18 protein-coding genes are annotated in these 22,255 nt (G+C 39.8%); 10 read left to right on the forward strand and 8 right to left on the reverse strand.

The features are described from left to right. The first annotated feature begins 21 nt into the window (after positions 1-21). Together cysS and DCO56_RS17250 are read left to right on the forward strand one after the other, a co-directional pair. Positions 22-1,488: a cysteine--tRNA ligase gene (gene cysS / locus DCO56_RS17245; RefSeq protein ID WP_108634976.1), complete on the forward strand. Its 1,467-nt coding sequence runs from the start codon at positions 22-24 to the stop codon at positions 1,486-1,488. Between the two features lie 161 nt (positions 1,489-1,649). Beyond that, positions 1,650-2,534, forward strand: coding sequence for a DUF4440 domain-containing protein (locus DCO56_RS17250; RefSeq protein ID WP_108634977.1), 885 nt, complete (start codon positions 1,650-1,652; stop codon positions 2,532-2,534). 79 nt (positions 2,535-2,613) lie between these two features. On the opposite strand, the gene DCO56_RS17255 is transcribed toward DCO56_RS17250, so the two are convergent. After that, the gene (locus DCO56_RS17255; RefSeq protein WP_108634978.1) at positions 2,614-3,963 is read right to left on the reverse strand and encodes a peptidylprolyl isomerase; all 1,350 of its coding nucleotides are present in this window, start codon (positions 3,961-3,963) and stop codon (positions 2,614-2,616) included. Positions 3,964-4,377: 414 nt separating this feature from the next. Here DCO56_RS17255 and DCO56_RS17260 point away from each other — a divergent pair, with 414 nt between their 5' ends. Continuing rightward, positions 4,378-5,469, forward strand: coding sequence for a lactonase family protein (locus DCO56_RS17260; protein ID WP_108634979.1), 1,092 nt, complete (start codon positions 4,378-4,380; stop codon positions 5,467-5,469). Between the two features lie 138 nt (positions 5,470-5,607). On the opposite strand, the gene mnhG is transcribed toward DCO56_RS17260, so the two are convergent. From mnhG to DCO56_RS17295, 7 genes are all read right to left on the reverse strand, one after another. Next, positions 5,608-5,961: a monovalent cation/H(+) antiporter subunit G gene (gene mnhG / locus DCO56_RS17265; protein ID WP_223581928.1), complete on the reverse strand. Its 354-nt coding sequence runs from the start codon at positions 5,959-5,961 to the stop codon at positions 5,608-5,610. After that, positions 5,951-6,226, reverse strand: coding sequence for a monovalent cation/H+ antiporter complex subunit F (locus DCO56_RS17270; protein ID WP_108634980.1), 276 nt, complete (start codon positions 6,224-6,226; stop codon positions 5,951-5,953). The genes mnhG and DCO56_RS17270 overlap by 11 nt, the downstream gene beginning before the upstream one ends. Then, complete coding sequence (locus tag DCO56_RS17275) at positions 6,223-6,681, reverse strand: Na+/H+ antiporter subunit E (RefSeq protein ID WP_241254854.1); 459 nt, start codon at positions 6,679-6,681, stop codon at positions 6,223-6,225. Before DCO56_RS17275 ends, DCO56_RS17270 begins: the two co-directional genes overlap by 4 nt. A 19-nt stretch (positions 6,682-6,700) precedes the next feature. Then, positions 6,701-8,209 carry a proton-conducting transporter transmembrane domain-containing protein gene (locus DCO56_RS17280; RefSeq protein ID WP_108634982.1) on the reverse strand — a complete coding sequence of 503 codons (1,509 nt, stop codon included), beginning with the start codon at positions 8,207-8,209 and terminating at the stop codon, positions 6,701-6,703. Then, a complete protein-coding gene (locus DCO56_RS17285) occupies positions 8,206-8,562 on the reverse strand; it encodes a Na+/H+ antiporter subunit C (RefSeq protein WP_104383872.1) in 357 nt (118 codons plus the stop codon). The genes DCO56_RS17280 and DCO56_RS17285 overlap by 4 nt, the downstream gene beginning before the upstream one ends. Then, complete coding sequence (locus tag DCO56_RS17290; protein WP_104383873.1) at positions 8,562-8,981, reverse strand: Na+/H+ antiporter subunit B; 420 nt, start codon at positions 8,979-8,981, stop codon at positions 8,562-8,564. The genes DCO56_RS17285 and DCO56_RS17290 overlap by 1 nt, the downstream gene beginning before the upstream one ends. A 113-nt stretch (positions 8,982-9,094) precedes the next feature. Beyond that, positions 9,095-11,404 (reverse strand): putative monovalent cation/H+ antiporter subunit A, encoded by a 2,310-nt coding sequence (locus DCO56_RS17295; protein WP_108634983.1) that lies wholly within the window; start codon positions 11,402-11,404, stop codon positions 9,095-9,097. Positions 11,405-11,821: 417 nt separating this feature from the next. Here DCO56_RS17295 and DCO56_RS17300 point away from each other — a divergent pair, with 417 nt between their 5' ends. From DCO56_RS17300 to DCO56_RS17335, 7 genes are all read left to right on the forward strand, one after another. Next, on the forward strand, positions 11,822-12,343 hold the full coding sequence (locus DCO56_RS17300; protein WP_108634984.1) for an RNA polymerase sigma-70 factor: 522 nt from the start codon (positions 11,822-11,824) through the stop codon (positions 12,341-12,343). A 52-nt stretch (positions 12,344-12,395) separates the two neighbouring features. Beyond that, the gene (locus DCO56_RS17305) at positions 12,396-13,547 is read left to right on the forward strand and encodes a FecR family protein (RefSeq protein ID WP_108634985.1); all 1,152 of its coding nucleotides are present in this window, start codon (positions 12,396-12,398) and stop codon (positions 13,545-13,547) included. Between the two features lie 234 nt (positions 13,548-13,781). Further along, positions 13,782-17,387 carry a SusC/RagA family TonB-linked outer membrane protein gene (locus DCO56_RS17310; RefSeq protein ID WP_245935862.1) on the forward strand — a complete coding sequence of 1,202 codons (3,606 nt, stop codon included), beginning with the start codon at positions 13,782-13,784 and terminating at the stop codon, positions 17,385-17,387. A gap of 24 nt (positions 17,388-17,411) precedes the next feature. Then, positions 17,412-19,007 (forward strand): RagB/SusD family nutrient uptake outer membrane protein, encoded by a 1,596-nt coding sequence (locus DCO56_RS17315; protein ID WP_108634986.1) that lies wholly within the window; start codon positions 17,412-17,414, stop codon positions 19,005-19,007. 2 nt (positions 19,008-19,009) lie between these two features. Continuing rightward, a complete protein-coding gene (locus DCO56_RS17320) occupies positions 19,010-19,900 on the forward strand; it encodes a zinc-binding metallopeptidase (protein ID WP_108634987.1) in 891 nt (296 codons plus the stop codon). 6 nt (positions 19,901-19,906) lie between these two features. After that, positions 19,907-21,199: a DUF4302 domain-containing protein gene (locus DCO56_RS17325; protein WP_108634988.1), complete on the forward strand. Its 1,293-nt coding sequence runs from the start codon at positions 19,907-19,909 to the stop codon at positions 21,197-21,199. 624 nt (positions 21,200-21,823) lie between these two features. Further along, entirely contained in the window at positions 21,824-22,105 is a 282-nt protein-coding gene (locus tag DCO56_RS17335) for a hypothetical protein (protein WP_108634990.1), read from the forward strand. The last annotated feature ends 150 nt before the right edge of the window (positions 22,106-22,255 follow it).

Consider the following 22,255-nt stretch of genomic DNA (forward strand, 5'->3'; position numbering starts at 1 on the left):
ATTTCCAAGCAGAGAACAAACATGGACCACAATCTCTTTTTATACAATACGCTTTCGCGAACAAAGGAAAAATTCGAACCGATCCACACCAACCTTGTTGGGATGTATGTCTGTGGACCTACCGTTTACAGCGATGTACACCTAGGTAACTGTCGAACTTTTATTTCTTTTGATTTGATTTTTAGGTATCTACGTCATTTGGGGTATAAAGTACGTTATGTACGTAATATTACAGATGCGGGGCATTTGGAGGGCGATCGTGATGAAGGAGATGATAAATTCGCAAAAAAGGCTAAACTAGAACAGCTGGAACCGATGGAAATCGTACAGAAATATACTATTGGTTTTCATGATGTTTTACGCCTTTTCAATACCTTGCCACCAAGCATTGAACCAACAGCAACAGGTCATATTTCTGAGCAGATCGAAATGATCGAACAGATCATTGACAACGGTTATGCGTATGAAACTGACGGTACCGTATATTTCGACGTCGAAAAATATGTACAGCAGTATGATTATACCGTATTGACCAATCGTAAATTGGAAGATATGCTAAACAACACGCGGGAGCTGAGTGGTCAGGATGAAAAAAAAGGACGTTTGGATTTTGCGCTGTGGATCAAAGCAAAACCCGAAACGATTATGCGCTGGCCGGCACCCTGGAGTGTTGGATTTCCGGGTTGGCATATTGAATGTTCGGCAATGAGCAGAAAGTATTTAGGAGATCAATTTGATATCCACGGCGGTGGAATGGATTTGGCGGCTACGCACCATACGAACGAAATCGCACAATCCGAAGCCTGTAATCATACTGCACCTGCCAAATATTGGATGCATACCAACATGCTGACGGTCAATGGTGCAAGGATGTCCAAATCCGCAGGCAACGGATTTTTACCGGGTGAACTGTTCACCGGCAATCATCCCTTGCTAAATAGAGGTTATTCGCCTATGGCGGTTCGCTTCTTTATGCTGCAGGCACATTATCGAAGCACATTGGATTTCTCCAATGAAGCACTTGATGCTGCGGATAAAGGGTATAAGCGCTTGATGAGCGCCATAGGACTCCTGGATAAACTCAAGGTTTCAAAGGGAGCTGACTCGTTCAATCTGGCGGAGATCCGTCATAAATGTTATGCCGCAATGGATGACGATTTCAATAGCCCGGTGCTGATTGCAGAATTATTTGAGATCGTGCGGATCATTAATTCCATTTATGACGGTAAAGCAAAAGTCTCTGAAGAAGGACTGGAAAAGCTGAAAATTTTCATGAAAGAGTTTGTTGAGGACATTCTTGGACTGCGAAATGATCAAGCTTCGGGGACGGATGATATAGACGATGTCATGAATTTAGTGATCAAATTACGTAACGAGGCGAAAGCAAATAAGGATTTTGTCACTTCGGATCGTATACGTGATGAGCTTAATGCAATTGGTATCCAGCTGAAAGATAGTAAAGAAGGAACACTTTGGAATAAGATTTGATAGATAAAAAAATCGAATTAAAAAAAGAGGAAAAATTGGGCTATTCATCGTCGAAAAGTTTAGATACTTTGAAGACTAAAGCATATTTCCTCTAAAAGAAAACCGAGTGTAATGAGTTCATCCAATACAAAAAATGAACGCTGATAAATAATCATTTGCATATGAATTTTTGGAACAGGTTATCCGTTGTTGCATTGATGAGTACAATGGGCACAACATTGTACGCACAGATACCCGAAAAAGTAGGGAGCTTACTACAGGCAGATAAAGATGCTGCAGCATTAGCGAAAGCGTCAACTCCCCATCAGGCATTTTTATCTATTATTGACAAAGAATCCACATTTTATGTTCCTTCGGCGGTAAATGCATACAATTACCTCAATAATAGGCCCAATATTCCAGATGTATTAAACTGGCAGCCTACTTTTGCGCTTGTTGCTAAAAGCTTGGAGTTTGGGGTGACATCTGGTGCCATGGATTTTCAAAAAGTGGGCGCCCGATTGCGCCACGGCGAATACCTGACCGTATGGAAACGCAACAAGAAAGGGAAGTGGTTGGTAGATATCCGTGCCGAAGTGGAGAATAATGGTAAGGATGGTGACTTTGATCTGGAATTTATTGAACCGACGGATTCATGGTATCTCAAGCATCGGTCCAAGGTACGTTTAAACCAGCGTGAAGATATTGTTCTGGAAACCGATAAGTTGATGTCCACTGTCCTTAAAGCGGACAATCCTACAGCTTACAAAGAGTTTTTGAGTGAAGATGTACGGTTTCTGTTTCCCTGGACCAGTCCGATGGAAGGAAAGGATAAAATGATGGCCTACCTGAAGAAACAGCGAATGACGATCGAAACGGTACCGGAAGAAGTAAAACGTTCTTATAGTGGAGATTTTGCCTATACAAAAGGAACTGCAACTGTACGACAAAAGGATAAGGTCGTTAAGTATAATTATATCCGGATATGGCAGCTGAGTGAATTGGCAAAGGATGATGTAAAGAAGGCGAACTGGAATATCCTGATCGAGATGATGTTTGAGAAATAGACTTGGAGCTATGCTAGAAAATAAAAAAGACTTGAATGCATATTCAAGTCTTTTTTATTTTGGAGTAGGGAGAAATTCCTTATTTTTTTCTCCATTTTTCTAGTTCTTCACAAGCGCCAAAGTCATCACTGATATCAATAAAAGTATTCTTCGCTTTATCGTCAAACCATTTGCTCAGATTACGACGTACTTTATCTTCTTTTGCTGCATCTTTGATCTTGGTGAAATCCTGATCTAAGTTTGCTTTATGCGGCGGGATACGTGTTTTAAGATAGTTAAAACGGTAACCTACCTCTCCTGTTTTATCGGTGAATTGTTCCGGTTTCGAATATTCCCCCGGTTTTAGTGGGTCAATGGCGGTAAATACGGACTTCTCCAATCCATCCATCGGAATTAACGTTGTACGGTTAGATCCTTGTGGATTTAAGACCATACCGCCATTAAATTTGCTTTCTTCAGCGTCAGAATTGTTAGTCGCAGCGTGGTAAAAATCTAATTTCTTGTCGACAACCAATTTATAGATGCTGTCCAATTTGTTTTTGGTTCGTTCCAATGCAGCAGCGCCCGGATTCATTTTCATTAGAATATGGCGTGTATGCACCTCTTCACCGCGCCGTTCCAGTACCTGGATAATGTGAAAACCATATTTTGATTCAACAATAGGTGATATCTCTCCTGGCTTTAATTTAAATGCCATCGCTGAGAACTCTTTGACATAATTGTCACGGGTACCAAAGCCAAGGTCACCACCGTAAGGAGCAGAACCCGGATCCTGTGAATAGAGTCGGGCCATGGTTCCAAAATCCGAGCCATCGACAATCTGCTTGCGGATACCTTCGATCTTCTCGCGTTGTTCTTTTTTCTCTTCGTCTGTCAATTGAGGCAGCATAACAATTTCGCCGATCTCAACTTCTGTATTGAAATAAGGAAGGCTATCTTGATCCAATCCTTCAAAATAACGTTTTACTTCAAGAGGCGTTACATCCACTTTTTGAACGATATTTTGTTGCATCTTATTCGCTTTCAACTGCTCGAAAACGCTTGCGCGCATTTCCTCTTTGTATTGCAGCAAAGAACGGTTCAGGAATTTTTCCAGCCGTTCTTGGCCACCAGCCTGTTGCGACATGTGGCGCAAGCGAGAATTTAAGTTGTCATCCACTTCTGTTTCTGTCACATCGATGGAGTCAATTACTGCCTGTTGGGAAAGGAGCTTCTGAATGATCAATTGCTCAAGAACTCCACATTTAAACTTCTCATTTGGTTTATTCCCTTGAGCAAGCCATTGTGAATATTGCATATCCAAATCAGATTGTAGGATAATTCCCGAACCAACAGTGGCCACTACACGGTCAATAATTTGATTTTGTGCAAAGCTGGCCTGAATTGATACAAACAGCAACAAAAACAATATATATATGTTTTTTTTCATCTAAATAATATATTTCTAAATGCTGATGAAACAATCGTAAACAGTTTTTAACTCCTGTACCGGTCATACAGATCTGTGTTACGATGAAATCATCTAAATCACTAATAATCTCCCGATTCTGTCGTTTAATAGATACTATTTTGAACAACAGCACAAAATTATCAGATTATATGAATTATTCGTATTTTTATTTAACAATATTTTTATAATCCCAATATTTCAAATGGAGATTTTCGACTTGTTAAAATTGATTCGCTAAAAATACGGATTTGCCTATTAGAAAGGGCGGTTTTAACCTAATTTAACAAGTTTATCGACGCTAATGATAAGGTCGAAAAGTATCTTGATTTTTTGCTTCATAGAGCGAACAACGGCGAAATTTTGGTATTTTATTTTTTAATAGATTGTATACATATGAAAAAAGCTTTTATTTATCTGATGACACTTTTACCGCTGGCAAGTTTTGCACAACAGATTCCAATGTTTGTTGGAACCTATACGAACAAAACAGAAAGCAAAGGTATCTATATCTATAATTTCGATACAAAGACCGGTGAGGCTGCCTTAGTCAGCACACAGGAAAGTAAGGATCCGTCCTTTCTGGCACGGAATAACAATTTTATCTACGCGGTCAACGAACTTCCAAACCAAGAGGGCACGATTTCCGCCTATTCATTTAAGGATGGACAATTAACTTTCTTAAATTCACTCCCTACAGGTGGAGAATCACCTTGCTTTGTTGAAGTTCATCCGAAAGGGAATCTGCTCGCGGTTGCAAACTACACCGGTGGATCGGCAGCTCTATTTGATCTCGAGTCAAACGGTGTCTTAAGTAAAAGAAGCCGGCTGGTGCAACATGAAGGGAAAGGTGTTGATCCTGTCCGTCAGGAGAAGCCACACGTCCATTCTACTTTTTTTTCAAGCAAAGGCGACCGCTTATATGTGCAGGATCTGGGATTGGATCAAATCTCGGTATTTCCGGTTAACAAGACTGGGCATGCCTATGGCCTTGCCGAAGCATCAGAAGATTTCTTTACTCCGGCAGGTGGAGGACCGCGTCATATTGTTTTCGATAAAAAGGAAAAATTCCTTTATGCGATATTGGAAATGACCGGACAGATTGCATCTTATAAAAAAGAAGGCAATGATTGGATGTATCAGAGTACCTACGACATCAACCCCGAGGGATTCAAAGGTCAGAACGGTGGCGCAGATATCAAGATTTCTGCTGACGGGAAATTTATATATGCGACCAACCGCGGTGATGCAAACACAATAGCGACCTTTTCCGTGGAAAAGGACGGGGGATTAAAAAAACTGTCCAATACTTCAGTAAAAGGAAAGGGACCGCGGAATTTTAATCTTTCTCCCGATGGAAAATACCTGCTGGTGGCTAATCAGTATACCAATAATATTGTTTTGTTCAGTCGTGATCCCAAGACCGGATTATTGACTGACACGGGTAAGGAAATTAAAGTTCCGGCTCCGGTCTGTATTATTTTTTAGTTTTTCAAGCGGAAGTCAAGGAACATGATCTATTGAAATCTAACAGACATAATTAAGGGATCAAAATTTTGATCCCTTAATTATGTCGAAGATATTTTGTTGATGGTGCCGTTTAGCCAAATAATGAAACAGCAAAGTCTAAAAATCTTCTTTTCTGCAATCCAGCTGTCCTTCTTTTTCCAGATCGTTTAAGGTTGTTCCTTTCCAGGTTTTTACACGTTGTATATAGGCCGCCCGTCCGATCATATGAGCGGCAACTGGTGCGGTCAAAATGAGAAAAAAACCAATTGCTATCGCTTTGGTCGTTACGGACACATCTGGGAATGTCATTGCGGCACAGATCAACAAAAGACCAACGCCTAGGGTTGCTGCTTTTACGGTCACTGAAAGCCGTAAATAGAAATCCGGCATCCGTAATATGCCAATTGAAGCGAACAATATGGCCAATGCGCCTATCGTGCTTAAAATTGCTAACGTAATATCAGTCATCATGGTTTTGTTTTTCTAAATAAAATGAAAAGGCTATAGTTCCTAAAAATGCGATCAGGGCCAAGATCATGGCAATATCTAAAAATACTTCCTGCGAAGTCCGTATACTATAGACTGTAATAATTCCAATTCCAATTGTGATAATGAGATCCAGGGCGATGACCCGGTCAAAGATCTGCGGACCTTTGTACAGGCGGATAAACGCAAGTATAACCGATAGCGTTAATATCGGCAGGATAACATAATCGAAGTAAGTAGCTAAAGTCATCGTAAGAGTTCTAAAAGTCTTCGTTCAACATTGTTTTTTAGCGTGGAGACAAATTGCTCCTTGCTCTTCATGTACATCACATGGATAAAAAGTGTTTTCTTATCCTCGCTTACATCCAGAATAAGTGTCCCCGGTGTGAGTGAAATAAAAGTCGAAAGCAAATTGATCTCCAGATCTGTTTTGGCATCCATCGGATACTTGACGATGGCTGGTTTAATAAAAAATTTGGGCGTAATCACATCATAAGCGACCTGAACGTTGGCGACGATCATCTCCCATAGGAAAAAGAGAATAAAACTAACCGTTTTAGGGACACGATAGAAATAACGTTGATCGGCCTCATTCTTATTCATGATCCAAAGAATGGCAAAGCCAAGTAAAAAACCGAACAGGAAATTTGAATAATACATTGATCCCGTTAGTGCCACCCAGATAAAGGAGAGCATGAGATTCATTAAAAACTGTTTTATCATATTAATTCTGTCCTCCCAATACAGCATTTATATAAGGTGAAGTATCCAATAGTTGCGTAGCGATCTGATCCGCGACATGTATAATGGCTTCTGCATTAAATCCGATATATAGCGATGCTGAGGCCAATATAATGACGGGCAGGAGCAGCATGGTTTTTCGATAGCCGATCATTTTGACAAATTTGTCTTCGATGATCTCTGGCTGTGGGGTATCCTTCCAAAAGACCTGAGCCCACATTTTGGCAATTACATAGAGCGTAATAAAACTACCGATTATCAGCGCTCCTGCGAATGCATATTTCTCCAATTGAAAGGCATCTTTAAAAAGATAAATTTTGGGCCAGAATCCGGATAATGGGGGGATACCGACCAAGGAAAACAGCACAATTGCAAAGAGCAAAGAAATTTTGGGGTATTGAGCATATAGCCCGCCCAGCTTGTTCATGTCCATCGTACCCCGGAGTTGCCGAATGACACCCGCCATTAAGAACAAGTTGGTTTTTACCATAATATCGTGAATTAGATAAAAAATAGCACCTAGCAAAGCCCATTTGCTATACAAACCTAAACCACCGATCATAAAACCGATATGGCAGACAATCAGATAGGAAAATAATCTGCGGATATTTGTCTTGATCAAAGCGCCAAAAGCGCCGGTTAAAATCGTGAGTATGGCCAATATGACCAACAATTCTTTGGTGAAATGGTTTGGGATAAACAATAAAGAAAATACCCTGAATAAGGCATAAATTCCCACTTTGGTCAATAGGCCACCGAAAGTTGCGGCGACAGCAGAAGGGGGCGTATGATAGGAGGATGGGAGCCAAAAATAAAGTGGAAAAACAGCCGATTTGATTCCAAAACCAATAAGGAAAAAAGTAGCCGTAATTTCGACGAGCGCCTGATTTTGTATTTTGGGTATGCGCAGTGCCAGGTCAGCCATATTAAGGGATCCGGAGATGCCATACAAAATTCCGATTCCTGTCAGGAAGAAAGTGGAAGCCAATATATTCATGGCCATGTATTTGACCGCACCTTCCAATTGTGATTTACGGCCGCCGAGTGTCATCAGCACAAATGATGAAATGATGATGACTTCAAACCAAACGTAGAGATTAAAAATATCTCCAGTCAAAAATGCCCCATTTAAGCCCATCATCAGGAAATGAAAAATAGGGAAATAGCCATATAAAATACGTTGTCTTCCGACACCCACACAGGAAAAAATAGAAACAGCAAGTCCTGCAATTGAGGTGAGTACGACCAAGGTGCTACTAAAAAGATCCGCAACAAAGACGATTCCAAAAGGAGCCTTCCAATTGGCGGCATTCATGGTCAGGATTTCGCCGTCATAAACCTTGAAAAAAAGTTTAAATGCAAGAATAAGTGCCAAAAGGCTTCCACCTACACTCAGGAAACGCTGTGCAGTAGATTTTCGCCAGAGTATCAGCTGGACAATAGCAATAAAAAGGTGCACGATAACCGTGGCAATAATCTGGTTGTCTATCATATATCTTCTTCCTCAGGCGTGTTCAAATCATCCAAATCATCCGTGCCCAGTAAAGCGTAAACACGTTTAAGTAATACGATCGCAAACGAAGTCAGTCCAAAACTGATCACGATTGCTGTTAAAATAAGGGCTTGCGGAATCGGATCCGCATAAATATCCGTAAATACCTTTAAGTCGGGGTCAATTATGGGCGGTTTGCCCTTGATGATATTGCCCAGCAAAAAGATCAATATATTGGTACCATTACCCAATAACATAATGCCCAATAGTAATTTTACCATGCTGCGTCGCAAGATGAGGTATATTCCGGCGGCATATAGAATACCGATTAATAAAACGAGAATCAGTTCCATTATTCCTCCTCCGTATTTAAAGCAATTGTAAATAAAATAGTTAATACGACACCGATGACCACAAAGTATACACCGAGATCAAAAAACAAGGCAGTTCCGATCATACCGATGACGGGAATCTTTTCCTCCAGCCACAGTCCGGTCATGACAGGGTAACCAAAAAAAGTGGGTAAAAACATGCTTACCGCAGCAATTCCAAGTCCAATGGGAATTAGCGACAAAGGTTTATATTGAATGAGCTTCATGGTGTTTTCAGGGCCAAAAGCAAAACTATGCAGTACAAAAGCAATGGATGCTACCAGGCCCCCGACAAACCCTCCGCCGGGGTAATAATGCCCCCGGAGCAAGAGGAATACCGAAAATAATAAAAGTATCGGTAAGAGATACCGCGTTGCGGTCTGTAATATCGTGCTATTCATTTATTCTAGTATTTAGATATTAGTATTAAGTATTGAAATTCTGGTGATACAAACCGATGGATTCTCATAGATAGTCCCTAGTCATCATTACTTCGCTAACTTGTCATAAAATATTACTCTTTATCAGATGATTTTAAACGTAATTTCAATAAACTGTAGACTCCCAGTGCTGCAATACTCAGCACAACGATTTCAAACATGGTATCGAAGCCTCTAAAGTCCACCAGCAGTACATTGACAACATTTTTTCCTTTGGCCAGTACATAGGCGTAATCGCCATAAAAGTCACTGATATTGGTCGTTGTCGGTTCATGCAAGACACGTAAGGCGACCATGGAAAGCAAGATGCCAAATATGATGGCGACCACTGAGTCCCGAATGACGGTCCGACGGTTGGCCAAATTTAGAAAAGAAGGTAATTTAAATAATACCAATACGAAAAGAACCACTGTTAAAGTGTCAATCGTAAATTGCGTCATCGCCAGGTCCGGAGCACTATAAAAGACAAAGATCAAACATATCGCGTAGCCCACGACACTGGTTGCCACAACTGCGGTCAACCTTGATGAGGTTCTGATCGTCAGTACAATAGCGCCGACTAAGATACATACCGTTGTCACCTCATAAAAACTCACCGGAGACAAGGTGTCCCATTTGATATGTAATGGCCCGCCCAGGTAGAGCTGATAGCCAATCAGTAGCTCTGCGAATAGAATGATCTTCAATAGATAGGAGCGCAGGTAACCGTTGTGCATCTTTGCGGTAAAAAAGGCCGAAAATAATTCAATTTCCCGGGCGAATGCATTGAGAATAGATGCTGGAGAGATTTTTTCAAAAGCAGTAATCCAGGCCAGTTTCTTGTGGCTAGGCGTGTTGGAAATAAATACAAGCGTTCCGGCCACGATGGTGATGGCACTCAGTAAAAGTATGAGGTTAAAGCCATGCCATATTTTTAGGTGGAATATTTCCTGTTGCGCAAGGATACTGTTTGCCGTTGGACCAGCAATCCAGTTGCCAACAAAACCAGGAAAGCAGCCAAAGATCACGCCCAGTATTGCCAGCAGCAACGGTGGGATCCACATGGATTTATAAGGTAAATGGATATGGTCAAACTGCTCAGGTAATTTGCCCATAAAGGGTTTGATTCCAGCCATAAATCCAGCTGATACCAGCAGTATGTTTGTTGCTACGGCCGCTATTGTCAAGTAAAGGAATAAACTAGGGGTAGCATGTAAAGTAGCCTCATAGATCAGGTCCTTTCCAATAAATCCAAGGGTCAAGGGTACGCCTGCACTAGAGAGAGCCGCAAGGAAGCCCGCAATGGCAACAGGCATCAAAACTTTGCGCAAGCCCCTGAGAACCGTGAGGTCCCTTGTCCCGGTTTCGTGGTCAATAATACCCGTAATTAGGAACAGCGCAGCTTTATATAAGGCGTGAACGAGGATGAAGACACTGGCCGCGATGACTGCTTCCTTAGATCCAAGACCGAGTAAGAAAACCAAGATCCCCAGTGCGGATATCGTCGAATAGGCCAATACGCCCTTAAGATCCGTTCTGAAAAGCGAGTGGAATGCCGCGTAGAGCATGGTAATACCACCGATAATCATCAGCGAATACATCCAGATTGGGTTTCCGCCCAAGATTGGTGAAAAGCGGGCCAGCAAATATATTCCTGCTTTCACCATGGTAGCGGAGTGCAGGTATGCGGATACGGGTGTTGGTGCCTTCATAGCCCCCGGCAACCAAAAATGGAAGGGAAACTGTGCCGATTTTGTAATGGCACCGAGCGCAATCAACCCAAAAATAAGCGGGAAAAGTGGATGCTGTTGAATCAAGGTGGCTTTGTCGACAAGTTCGGTGATATTATATGTGCCAGCGATATTGCCCGTTAATACAAAACCGGCGAGTAGAAAGAAACCGCCAAGACCTGTAATGGATAGTGCAGTCATTGCACTTTTTCTAGAATCCTCCTGATCGTTGTTGAAGCCGATCAGAAAAAACGAACTAATGGATGTTAATTCCCAAAAGATGAAGAGCAAGAGCATATTGTCCGAAAGCACCAGACCCAACATGGCGGACATAAACAAACAGAGGTAGCCAAAAAATCGATCAATATACTGATGTCCTTTAAGATAGGAATTCGCGTAAAAGAATATACAGGCTCCGATCCCTGTAATCAACAGGGTGAAAAGTAGCGAAAGTCCATCTAATTTAAAATCCAGGTTGATGCCTAGCGATGGTACCCACGCTGTGGATTGGATAAAATGAGATCCCTGGCCGATGGGCACCACAAATTTTGTAAAATACAGAAATAAGAGTACCGGTAAGAATGCGAGAATAAAACCCCATTTGGTTTTTAGGAATCGACCAAATGGAACAATAAGGCTCGATGTTATTAATCCTGATAGAACAGTAAATAGCATTTAGTCTTTGTTTTAATTTTTACTGGAGTATTTATTTTTCAATAAGAACCTTCGAAATTTTATTGCTGTTGATACTTATCTGGCTATGAAGGTTTTTTTTGAAAGTCTACAATATAATAAAAAAAAGGCGAAAAATTGGAATTTTTGTGATGTTTCGCTTAGTATAAAGGCAAAAAAAGGCGGTTTTGTTTTGTTGGTAAGAAAAATGATTCAGGGGTGAAAAACAAGCGCGGAGGTGAACATCGTATTTATGTTATCTTCTCGATGTGCAGTGTTTTTTTGTAATATTTGCAATATATGTAATAAACATGTTAATAATTGTTAAAGTAAGATTAAAATTCTATCTTTACGTTAGACTAGTTTGTCGATCTCCATTAATCGCGACTGATCAATTGTTTGTTATACCCGTTTTATCTTATGGGACCTGAAGAAAAGTTATTTAGACAGCATTATAAAAGTTTGTGTCACTTTGCATGGAAATTCGTGGGGGAGTCTTCCGTTGCGGAAGATTTGGTGCAGGAAGCTTTTATTGCATTTTTTAAGGAAAAGCAGCGCATGGATGAATCCGAGAATTTTGTTCGCAATTATTTATACACTGCTGTTCGGTTTTCCTGTTTAAAATATATCCGGCACGAGAAGGTAAAGGAGAAATACTGGTCACAGGTCGGTTTTACGGAAGAGGATGAACACTCTGTTGAATTATCCATGATCCATACGGAGGTTATCAATGAAGTTTATCGCATTATTCAAGAAATGCCGGCTGCCTGTCAGCAAATTTTCAAAATGGGATATTTAGAGGGGTTGTCTAATTTAGAGATTACAGAAAGGCTTCAGATCAGTGTGAATACCGTTAAAACTCAAAAACAGCGCGGTATGAAAATGCTGTTGGACAAGCTACATCCAGAATTTTTGCCCTTTGTTATTTTTTTGTTAAAATAATTTTAAATTCTTGTCACCCCATATTAATCTATAGGGTTTCTAACCTATAGATATGAAAGCTAACTCCAATTACATAGCCAAATTAATCCAGAAATTTCTTCGTGGACAGGAAACTGCTGCGGAACGCGATTCAATTGAGCACTGGCGGAAATCTGATCAAAGGAATGACGATCTAATTAAGGAATTTCGGGATGCAAAAAATATTGAGCAGGACCTGAATTTTTTTGCAGATCTTGACGAAGGAGAGGCTTGGCGAAGAGTAGGTGCTGTTAGATCTGTTAAAAAGATAAATTATTGGCCATTTATCCGTATTGCAGCTATTTTTGTTTTGCTGTTTGGGGCGGCGCTAGTTTACCTGCGTGATCGGGAGGTCAGCGATCCGAGCAAAGTAGTGACCAATACAACCGTAAAAAAGGATATTCTGCCCGCCCAGCCCGGAGCTTTACTGCTGCTGGCAGATGGGTCAGTAGTGCCATTGGAAAGTTCGGTAAGAAACTTAGACCCAAAAGTTATTATGGCCGAGACTAAAAGCGGGACTGCTGCTGTAGCAGCACCACTGACAAAATCGGCAATTGAATACAATACATTAGTCGTTCCTAAAGGGCATTTCTATAAATTAAATCTGGAGGATGGTACCCAAGTTTGGGTCAACGCAAATTCGCAACTTAAATTTCCTGAAAAATTCGATAAGAATGAGCGCCGGGTAATTTTGGATGGTGAAGCCTATTTTGAGGTTTCACATGATGCTGAGCGACCATTTTATGTCGAGTCCAAGGGGAATGAAGTAAAAGTACTGGGAACACATTTTAATATCAATGCCTATGGTCATAATGTTCGTACCACATTATCTTCGGGCAGAGTTCAAGTAAGTCATTCTGGACATGTGATTGTCCTGGAGCCGGGAGAATACGCGAATCTCGTAGGAGAACAGCTTCGGAAAGGAAAAGCCGATTTGGAGCACGACCTATCTTGGCATAATAATCAGTTTTATTTTAAGAAAGAAACCATTGTTGAGATAACCTCTACATTGTCTAAATGGTACGATATCCAAGTGAAATTTAAGAAAGATGTGGCATTAGATAAAGTGTATACAGGTAATTTTAAGCGTGATGTTAAGCTGTCAGAGGTATTGGAAATGCTGACCTATGTCTGTGACCTGAAATTTGAGCTTCAAGGAAAAGAATTAATAGTAGAAAACAAATAGGAGGAGTACTTATGTAAGAGAAATAATACCTAACCTAAGAGCCTTTACATAAAAATAGAACAGGAATGTTGCAGCATCCCTGTCCAGAAATGATTAAAAAAGGCCTAAAAATTTAAAAAGCGAATTAAGTAAACCCAATTAACCACAAAGAGTAAATGTATGAATAACTTACCATTTGGCAAAACGTGGCGACTGATACCTCATGACCCGCGGTTTAGCAAACCTTTACGTATTATGAAAATTAGTACCTGCCTTCTTTTCGCCTTTGTGACCGGAGTTCAAGCCAATGGCATTGCGCAGAAAGTTACGTTGAAAATGAAAAATGCACGGATTGAAGAAGCACTGAATGCGATCTCCAAGCAGTCCAATCTGCAGTTATTTTATGGGGAAAATATTGATTCCAAAGCGAGGATCAATGTCAATCTGAAAGAGGCTTCCGTTGCTGATGCATTAAATGCCGTTTTGAAAAATAATAATATTGAGTATAAGATTATTGCCAATACGATTTCTGTCAACGGGAAAACGGAAGGTAGTAGGTCAAGTAATATTGTGCAGCAAGGAGTTTCTGGGACAGTAAAAGATAAAGATGGAAATGCGCTGGCCGGGGCAACAGTGACTGTCAAAGGAACCGCTATTACTACGCAGACTGCTAGTGATGGAAGTTTTAGAATAAACGCTGGAGCAGATGCAACGCTGGTAGTCCGCTATGTCGGCTATGGAGCAGTTGAAGTAGGTGTTAAAGGAAGAAATATAGTCAATATAATATTGTCGTCAGATGAGCGGCAGATTGAAGAAGTTGTTGTAACCGGTATGGGGCAACGTCTAGATAAAAGGTTATTTACCGGTGCTACTTCACAGATTTCAGGTGAAGCAGCGCAAATCGGCGGACAGATAGATCCCAGTCGTGGCTTGGAGGGACGAGTCGCTGGGGTTTCGGTTCAGAACGTTACCGGAACCTTCGGTACGGCACCCAAGATTCGCGTGCGCGGGGCGACCTCTATTTATGGTAGTTCAAAGCCTTTGTGGGTTGTTGATGGAGTTATTATAGAGGATGTTGCCGACGTAAATTCAGATGAGTTGTCATCTGGTGATGCATTAACCCTAATTAGTTCAGCTGTTGCTGGATTGAATGCGCATGATATCGAATCTTTTCAAATATTAAAAGACGGTTCAGCAACGTCAATTTATGGCGCTCGTGCTATGGCTGGTGTAATTGTCATTACAACTAAAAAAGGAGTGGCGGGGCGAAGTTCCCTTAATTACACCGGTGAATATACGACACGTGCTACCCCTCGATACTCAGAATTCAATATCATGAATTCGCAAGAGCAAATGTCCGTTTACGATGATATGTATAATAAAGGCTATATTGGATTTGCCGATCTGCCTGTCGCAAACAACAGTGGTGTTTATGGTGACTTATATAAGCGTATTCAAAGCGGCGAAATTCCTAATGATCTATTTACGGATAGACATAACGTCAATAATTTTTTGAAAGAAGCTGAATATCGGAATACCGATTGGTTTGGGGAGTTATTCCAACCTAGTCTTCAACATAATCATGCTCTCAGCATGTCATCGGGAACAGAGAAATCCCAATATTATTCTTCTTTAAGTGCATTAGTCGATCCGGGATGGACAAAACGGAGTAAAGTAAACCGCTATACGGGTAATCTGAATGCAAACTACAATATTTCTGACAAGCTTAAATTAAACATTATTACAAACGGTTCTTATCGGCAGCAACAAGCTCCCGGTACATTAGGACAGTCGAAGGATGTTGTCTTTGGGCAAGTAAAACGTGATTTTGATATCAATCCTTATGCTTATGCAATGAATACCTCGCGAACCTTGGATCCCAATACATTCTACACTCGAAATTATGCTGCATTTAATATCCTACATGAGTTGGAGAACAATTACATGGATATAAATGTCGCTGATTTACGTTTTCAGGGAGACTTGAAATGGAAAGTGATTCCTGGGTTAGAAGTAGGTGCGTTTGGGTCTGTTCGTTACCAGTCGACAACACAGCATCATTACGTTAAAGATCGGTCAAATCAAGCAATGGCTTATCGGGCAGGTATTTCTGAGCCAGACAATACGACGATTCGTGATAAGAATCCATTTTTATATACCGATCCGGATGATCCCTATGCACGGCCTATTTCTGTGTTGCCTGAGGGGGGAATCTATAATCGAACAGATTACACCATGTTTGAACAGCTCTTCCGTTTTACAGCGCAATACAATAAGACTTTTAAAGAGAACCATCTTCTTAATGTATTTGCAGGATCGGAGCTTACATCATCTCAAAGAGATAACACTTGGTTTAGAGGTTGGGGAATCCAATATGACTTAGGAGAAAGCCCTTTTACAGATTATCGGGTATTTAAACGGGGTCAAGAAGAAAATTCGCCTTATTTCTCGGCGAATCGAAATGGAAAAAACGACCCGACAAATACGCGTTACAAACAGGCCGCTTTTTTTACGAATGTTACCTATTCCTATGCAGGGAAATATATATTGAATGGTACCTTTAGATATGAGGGCGCAAATAAATTAGGGGAAGCAACCTCTGCGAGATGGATGCCGAGCTGGAACCTTTCGGGCGCATGGAATGCGCATGAGGAAAACTTCTTTGAAAACTTGAGGCCAGCTTTTTCACATTTTACTTTAAAAGGTTCTTATAGTTTAACAGGTGATCGAGGACCATCAACTGTCACTAATTCGTATGCTGTTTATCGTTCATACACTCCGTGGAGACCAACAGCAGGAGATGCTGAATCTGGATTAGAAATAGCAGATTTGGCTAACAATGGGTTGACTTATGAGAAAAAGCACGAATTGAATATCGGAACATCCATGGGATTTTTAGATAACCGGGTTAATGTCGAATTTGACTGGTTCAAACGTGATAATTTTGATTTGATCGGTATTATCAATACCCAAGGGTTAGGAGGACAGATTTCAAAATTTGGTAATGTGGCTGATATGAAATCACACGGGGCTGAGTTGAGCCTAACTGGCCATATCTTTCGTGATCAAGCATTTAAATGGATATCAAATTTTACTTATTCAAATGTGAAAACAAAGGTAACCCGTTTAGACACTAGAACTCAAGTGATGGATCTTATAACAGGTACTGGATTTGCGCTAGAAGGAGGCCCCGTTCGTGGACTCTATTCTATCCCATTCGTAAGATTGAATGATGAAGGATTACCGGTTTTTTTAAATACAAATAATCAGGAAACTGTTACTGATTTAAATTTTCAAGAACGGGATAAAATAGGCTTTCTAAAATATGAGGGCCCTACAGATCCTATTCATTCAGGTGGTTTTGGAAATACATTTAGTTATAAGAATTTTAGTTTAAATGTATTTATGACTTATTCATTTGGTAATGTTGTGCGCCTTAATCCAGTATTTTCCAACGAATATTCAGATTTGACGGCATCAACCAAGGAGTTTGCAGACCGTTGGATGGTAGCGGGAGATGAAGCCTTCACGAATATACCTATTATCGCTACTACTGGACAGAACAGGGCATACGCTAATGATTTGAAGTATGCCTATAGTGCATATAATTATTCATCAGTTCGTACAGCGAAAGGTGATTTTATTCGTATGAAAGATGTTTCATTAAGCTACCAATTCCCGAAGGATTTGGTGAAAGCGTGGAATATAAACTCTTTAGGATTACGCTTTAATGCAACCAATTTATTCTTGATTTATGCGGATAAAAAGTTGAATGGACAGGATCCAGAGTTTGTCAATGCTGGAGGTGTCGCTGCTCCTATAGCGAGACAATATACATTGACTTTACGTTTAGGACTGTAATCGAAATTTTAAATCGTAATTGAAATGAAAAGAAATAGAAAATTATATATAGCAATTGCATTGATTTGTGGACTGAGTATGTTATCCTGCAATAAGTTTTTGGATGAAATGCCTGACAATCGTGCTAAACTTGATACTGAGGCTAAAATTGATAAGTTATTGGTTTCTGCTTATCCAGAGGTAGCTTATTTGATGAGTGCTGAACTTTCATCAGATAATGTCGATGATTATGGATCTACTAATCCCAATAGTCAGCGTTTTATGGAGGAGTTGTTCCATTGGAAAGATGTCACAGACAATCAGGACGAGGGACCTAAAGACGTCTGGGAAGCTTGTTATAAAGCGATCGCTAGTGCAAATGCGGCATTAAAAGCAATCGAAGAAATGGGAAATCCGGCCAGTTTAAATCCACAAAAAGGAGAAGCTTTAGCTGTAAGAGCCTATAATCATTTTACACTGGTTAATTTATTTGCACAGCATTATACAAAAGCAAATGCGGTAACAGATTTGGGAGTTACCTATATGACTACGGCGGAGGGAGACTTAGATCCGAAATATAAACGGAATACAGTCCAAGAAGTATATGACCATATTGTAGCTGATCTAGACGAAGCTATTCCGCTAATTGATGATTCTTCGTTCGGATCAACCCCCAAATATCATATGAACTCTAGGGCTGCAAACGCTTTACGCGCTCGAGTCGCCCTATATATGCAAGATTGGGAAAAAGCCGTCAGTTTTGCCAATGCAGCGATTGGTACGAATCCAACGAGTTTACTTCGGAATTATGAAAGGATTGCCGCTGACGCAGTTGGAAGTAGAGGATTTCCAAATGGAGCAATATCCTATACAAAGAGTGAAGAAAAGGCCAATTTAATGGTAGCCACTGCCGCAACGCAACATGGTGTAATATTTGGCCCCTATACCTATGGTTCGAGGTATTCCCATGGTGCATTTTTGGCAAACAATGAAACAGCCATGGCGCAAGGGCCTTATGGGAAATTAGGTGCAACTGGTTATGTACTACGTGTTTCTGTTTATGCGGGAACAAATTTAGATAAAGTATTGTTTCCCCGTGTTTCGTATATGTTCGAGTATACAGACCCTGTCGCAGGAATTGGATATGCTCGTGGTGCTTATGTACCATTTACTACAGAAGAAACGATGCTGGTTCGTGCTGAAGCTCTTATTCACCTGAAACGATACGATGATGCTGCGATAGATATGAAACGTTGGGTTGACAATACTTTAGTAAGCCCCCCTGCAAGTTTTACTGTAGCAAGCATCAACACATGGGCAGATAGAATAGATTATTCTTCTGCTCGAGTACCAACTGCAAAGAAAAAATTAGACCCTAAAATGATTCCATTTGAGATTGGTACACAGGAAAATATGCTTCATGCGCTGTTATTTTTACGCCGTGTAGAAACCTTACATATGGGGCTGCGTTGGTTTGATGTTAAACGCTATGGTATTGAAGTGGAAAGACGTGTGTTGAATTCTGGAGGCGAAGTAGCTTCTGTGGAAACGGACACAAAATTAATTGCACGTGACAAAAGGGCGGCTTTGCAAATTCCTGCTGAAGTTATTGCCGCCGGTTACACACCTAATCCAAGATAATTATGAAAATATTAAATAAGATTAATGTATTGTTGTTTTCTTCGGTGCTTTTATTTTCATGCTCTGACGAAAAATTGAACCCGGAAAGTATATTTGTTGATAAGAAGGTTGAAAGCAATGAACTAGATAAGTATATTCAACAAAAATATACGAAGGATTATAATATCGCAATTCTTTACAAATTTGTTGAAAAGGAGTCTGATTTAGATTATAATTTGAGTCCAGCGAGCTATGAGAGCTCTGTCCGCATGACCAAACTATTATATCACCTTGGTATTGAACCCTATGATAAAATTACAGGAAGTAAGGACTTTATCAAAAAATATTTCCCTAAATTACTAAACTATATTGGCTCACCAGCTTATCGAAATAATGGAACGTTTGTGTTAGGTACAGCAGAAGGCGGTGTTAAGATTACGCTTTATCTATTGAACGAATTGAACGCGGAAACGGGGAAAGATGTAGCCTTTCTCAATTATTATTATTTTCACACGATGCATCATGAGTTCGGACACATTTTACACCAAACTAAGGGGTATCCGGCTTCTTTTGAGCAGATTACTGGTGAGCGCTATGTTTCGGATGCTTGGAGTGATATCTATGAAAGTGAAGCAGATGCTACCGCATTGGGATTTGTTTCTCCCTATGCTTCCAAAGAGCCCAACGAAGATTTTGTAGAGACTTATTCCTATTATATTACATTGTCACCAGCACAATGGAACCAACGTATCAGTAGAGGGGGAGAGGAAGGAAAAGCATTGATTGAAGCTAAACTTGATATTGTACGGACTTATTTCCAAAATGTTTGGAATATTGATTTGGATGAGTTGCGTGATGAGATTCTAGCTAGACAAGCAGATCTACCCAATTTTGATCAAACATCTTTAAAATAAAAAATCATGAAATTGAAATATTTATTTTTCTTATTGTTACTCCCTGCTTTGTGGATTAGCTCATGCAAGCGGGATGAAGATAGAATATTTGATGCCAATGCAACAGTCCGTATGACTGAAGCGGTGCAACAAGCATATACAGTTTTACAGGCGAACAAAGCCGGTTGGATGATGAAATTTTACCCGAGTAGTAACCAGGAATTCGGTGGGTATACTATTTTCACTAAATTTATTTCCCAAGAGGAGGTTTCGGTTGCTTCTGACCCTTTTTCAGGTTTTAAAACAAGTACTTATTCTGTGAACCCTGAATCTGGTCCGGTACTTTCATTTGACGGTTATAATAAAAATATTCACTGGTTTTCCGAGCCTGGAAAAGATAATGGCGGCATCGGTGCCGACGACAGCGGTATGCGTGGTGATTTTGAATTTATTGTGCTTAAAGCTACAGCAGATTCAGTAGTCTTAAAGGGAAAGAAAAGCGGTAGCCATTTGGTCATGTTACCTCTGAAGGGGGATGAGTTTGAGAGCACGTCAGCATCTTATCAGGCGGCAGCAAATAAATTTAAACAATTTGGCGTATTTAATTTAGAAACAAAGAATGGCGAGTCTGTTGCCATGGGGTATAGTCCTAAAATGCGTGTCTTTGGTAATCCGCTCGATCAGGCCGCTAAAGGAATGGCTTTCAGAGTCGTGCCTGGGGGACTTGAATTTTATGAGAAGTACACAATGGACGGTGTAACTTTTGACTTTTTAAAATATATTGAGCCAACAAGTACTTATCCATATGGCTATTATACAGACAATGGAAATACTTTTAAGATTGTTCCCGAAGTGACTCCAATTAATTTATGGTTTAAAACTAATCTATGGTCCATGTCCTATAGTAACGTTGGGCCAATTGGGCAAGTATATTGGAACAATGCAAAATCCAAATTAAAAGCAAATGGTATCACGTTAAACAATATGTATATTGGAAATGCAGGAGTGGAGGTCTTATATTATGTTCTACAAAATGGCGCAGTCGAAGGAGCTGTAGGGCATAATATCACCCCGGTTTCTGGAACTGTTGATCAAGTCAGAATAACTTTTACGGGCTCATTATACAATGTTGTGGGTTTTACAGCAGCCTATTGGACAGGAGGATTGAGCGAGTTTACAACACCGTTGAATGGACGTACATTTAAGATTACATCCGATGAGGTAAACGAACCGTCATCAGTATTATTGACTGATGTTGCTGCTCCAACGAACACATTTAAAGTTTTCTTGAAAGACATCAATGATCCATTAAACAATTAAAAAGGGTAAATAAGCCTTCCTGAAGTTAGGGAAGGCTTAAACCAATTAACTTTGTAATTTAACAACACAAAACTAATTATCGTTACACATATCTGTCGGCAGAAAGTGCAAATTGCATATTTAGCAAAAAAAAGTTGCGGAAAGTTCATCGGGACGGTTTCTGGTTAAACTGTTAAAAATGGGATGTAAATCACTCCCGAATGCTTCCCAAATGGATTCTTTGAAAATCCCGAGAAAACTGTAAAATATGTTCCTGTAGGGTAGAAATATAGTTTATGTTAATAGCTCTTCCATCTGTGTATGGAAGAGCTATATTTACTCTTAATATATGAATGATTCAAACTTAAAAATAGTATTAATTGGGTCAATAAGCAGCTTGGTTTATACATTACTTTTAATAATTCATTTTTACTATATTGCTATAATACCTGAAAATATAGAGACTGCCATAGGAGTTATTGTTGAATTGTTTACGATTCCTATATTAATTTTAATAACGATTTGTATTGGAATATCCATTTTTCAATTTTTTGTAAAACAGCAATATAAGCCTATCTTTCTAGTAAGCTTACTTTGCAATTTTATTAGTGTATTCTTGTTGTTTTTTAGTGAAAGTTTCTTTAAATGAATACAAAGACTTTGCTTGCTCAAAAGATTGTGAGAACATCGTGTTTAAAAATTAAAAAAGAATTAATTATGGAAAATCATTATAAGTTATTTTTAAGATACTGCCTAGCAATGATTATCATGGTAATTATGGGGGAGGTTATCAACTATTATTTTCAAAAAAAAGTTAGTGAGTATACCCTATCTTGGTTTATTGCAGCATTTGTATGGGTAATCCTGGGCGGTTTGATCCTAACATTTGTTGACGGGCGAACTAGAACAAAAAAGTCAATTAAATAGTTTGCACCTATAAATATGACAAATATCAGTGATACAGATTTTTAGACTTCGTAATCTGTTTTTATTATTAACCATAAAATTTCTTTCCGTAACCATGTAATAAAGTAGTATTATGAATTGTCATTACTAATAAACGTTTCTAAGCATTCC

It is taken from the genome of Sphingobacterium athyrii, from assembly GCF_003071065.1.
GTDB lineage: Bacteria > Bacteroidota > Bacteroidia > Sphingobacteriales > Sphingobacteriaceae > Sphingobacterium > Sphingobacterium athyrii.